Annotated in this window: 1 protein-coding gene; it reads right to left on the bottom strand. The window is 70.8% G+C overall.

Annotated elements, in window-relative coordinates; translation table 11 throughout:
• A partial coding sequence (locus tag ACVOMM_RS18625) for a type VI secretion system Vgr family protein (protein ID WP_481526612.1) occupies window positions 1–2,369 on the bottom strand: 2,369 nt, incomplete at both ends.

The raw sequence follows: 2,369 nt of genomic DNA, 5'->3' as shown, positions 1-2,369 counted from the left end.
ACCTGCGTCTTGGCCGCCACGATCGCCTGGTTCTTGTGCGCACGCGCACTCACCTTGCCCTGTGCCGCATGCAGCGCGATGCCGCGCTCCTGGTTCGGGCTCTCGCCGCTGGGTTCCATGCCGGCGGTGTACAGCACCAGCCCGCCGGCCACGGCCATCGTCAGTGAGCCCTGGGTCATCCAGTTCAGCGCCACGCCGCTGGCCAGCGTGGTGTGCGTGCCGCTGACCCACACCTGGTCGGCCGGGGTCAGGCTCAGCACGCCGGCCACGCCACTGCCCAGCAGGACAGGCGCACTCCAGCCCGGCGCTTCGCCGTCGCCACCGGCGATGCTGCCCGCCGCGCTGCCACTGTGGGTCGCGCGCAGGGTCTCCTGCAGTTCGGTCAGCGTCGTGTCCACCGGCAGTTCGGCCGCCTCGCCAGGCAGCTGCGCCTGCTGCTTGCCTGCCGACTCGGCCAGCTGCTGCAGCAGCTGCTGGCTTTCCTGCAACTGGCTCAGTGCCTGCGGCGCCGCCAGCTGCGGCGTACCCGGCTCGGTGGTCAGCAGCAGGCCACGGCCGGCGCGCAGTGCACCCTGGGCCTGCGTGGACAGTTCCACACCAAAGCCCCGCTCGCCCTCGCGCACGTTGTCCTGGCCGCCCTTGAGATGGCCCAGGGTCAGGGTGGTCTCGTGCTGGGTGGTGGACAGCTGCGCGCGACCCTGGCCCGGCGTGTCATCGAAGCGCAGCTGCTGGTAGCCGCCCTGCCCGCCCTGGCTGTCGGCCAGCGCCTGGCTCTTGAAACCGGTATACACCGCGGCGTGATCGTTGCCCTCGAACCATGCCGCCGCATTACCGGTGGCGTTGGCACCGCCACCGTTGATCTGGTTGTGCTGCGCGTCCTGCTGGCCACGGCCGTTGTACACCGCACCGACCACCACCGGGCGGTCGATGTCGCCCTCCAGGAACGCCACCAGCACTTCCTGGCCACGCCGTGGCAGCACCACGCCGCCCCAGTTGTCGCCCGCCCATGGGGTCATCACCCGCACCCACGTCCAGGCCCCCCCGGTGGCCGGGGCATTGTCGTCCCCACCCGGATGGGCCAGCCCGCTGCTGGCGTTGCCGCCGCGCTGCCACGGGAACTGCACCTTGATGCGGTGGTCGCGGTCGGACAGCAGCGGGTCGCCATCGCTGACCACGATCGCACTGAGCGTGCCGGTGATGGTCGGCCGCGGATGCAGATGCGTGCCATGGCCATCGTCGGTCTGCGGCCGGTAGGTCACTTCGGCCGGGATGGCCACAAAGCGGTTGTCGTAGAAGGCGGTGGAGACCTCACCGGGCGCACGCCCATTGGCCAGGCCCGACAGCGCGCCCGGCAGTGCCGGCGCGGCCACGCTGGACGGACCCAGGGTCTGCTCCAGCGCATCGAATACATCGGCATCGAGGTTGTTGCGCGCCTGGTGCTGCACCGACAGGCACAGGAACTGCGCGTCCTGGCTCACCTGCGGGTGCTGCGACAGGCCGAACCGTGCGCCCGGGGCCAGCGTGCGCCACTGGCCGGCACCGTCGATGGTCTGCGCGCGCACGCGCAGCGCATCCAGGTGCTGCTGCGCGCGGCGCTGGCCGCGGGCATTGTCCTGCCAGCCGTAGGGGCCGCAGGTGTCGCGGTCGATGATGCCCAGGTCGTTGGCCTGCCCGCTTTCGGCGCTGGCCTGGCGGCGCTCCAGGGTGCGGTAGTCCCAGGTGGCACGCTGCACCTTGCCCGGACGCCAGCGGTGCGCGGTCGACCACTGCTGCACGCTGTCACTGCGCTCGCTTTCATCGCGCCGATGGAAGCGCACGCTGCCCAGCTCGGCGGTGTCATGGCTGTGATCGGCCAGCACCAGGGTGTGGCTGCCGAAGTCGGCACTGCCAGGGTCACCGGCATGCTCGAACCAGTAATAGATGCCTTCCTCGGCCAGCAGCCGCTGCAGGAAGGCCAGGTCGCTTTCCTGGTACTGCGTGGTCAGGCTGCGCCGGGCGTACTGGCCGGCATCGGCCAGCGACCAGCGCCAGGCCGGGGCCAGACCACCGTAGTCGGCGAAGATGTCCTCGACGATCTCCACGACCGTCCTGTCGTGGAACACATAGCTGTCCACCCGCTGCGACAGGAACGCCAGCCACGGCTGCAGGCGCAGCCGGTAGCGCGCCAGGCCGCCATTGCTGCCCAGCCGCTCGGCGGCGGTGATGCGTCCATGCAAGGGCCGCAGGCTGCCGTCGGCCTGCTGCATCTGCAGCAGCGCGCCCTGCCCGATCAGCGGGCCCAGCGGCAGGCCCGCATCCAGCGACAGCGCCGTGATCGTCCACTGGAAACCGATGCCGTCGATCTGTTCGACGCCATCCAGCGTTTCGGC

It is taken from the genome of Stenotrophomonas sp. STEN009, assembly GCF_056760395.1.
The sequence above is the reverse complement of the archived record's forward strand: the minus strand, read 5'-3'. Positions and strand labels throughout refer to the sequence as shown.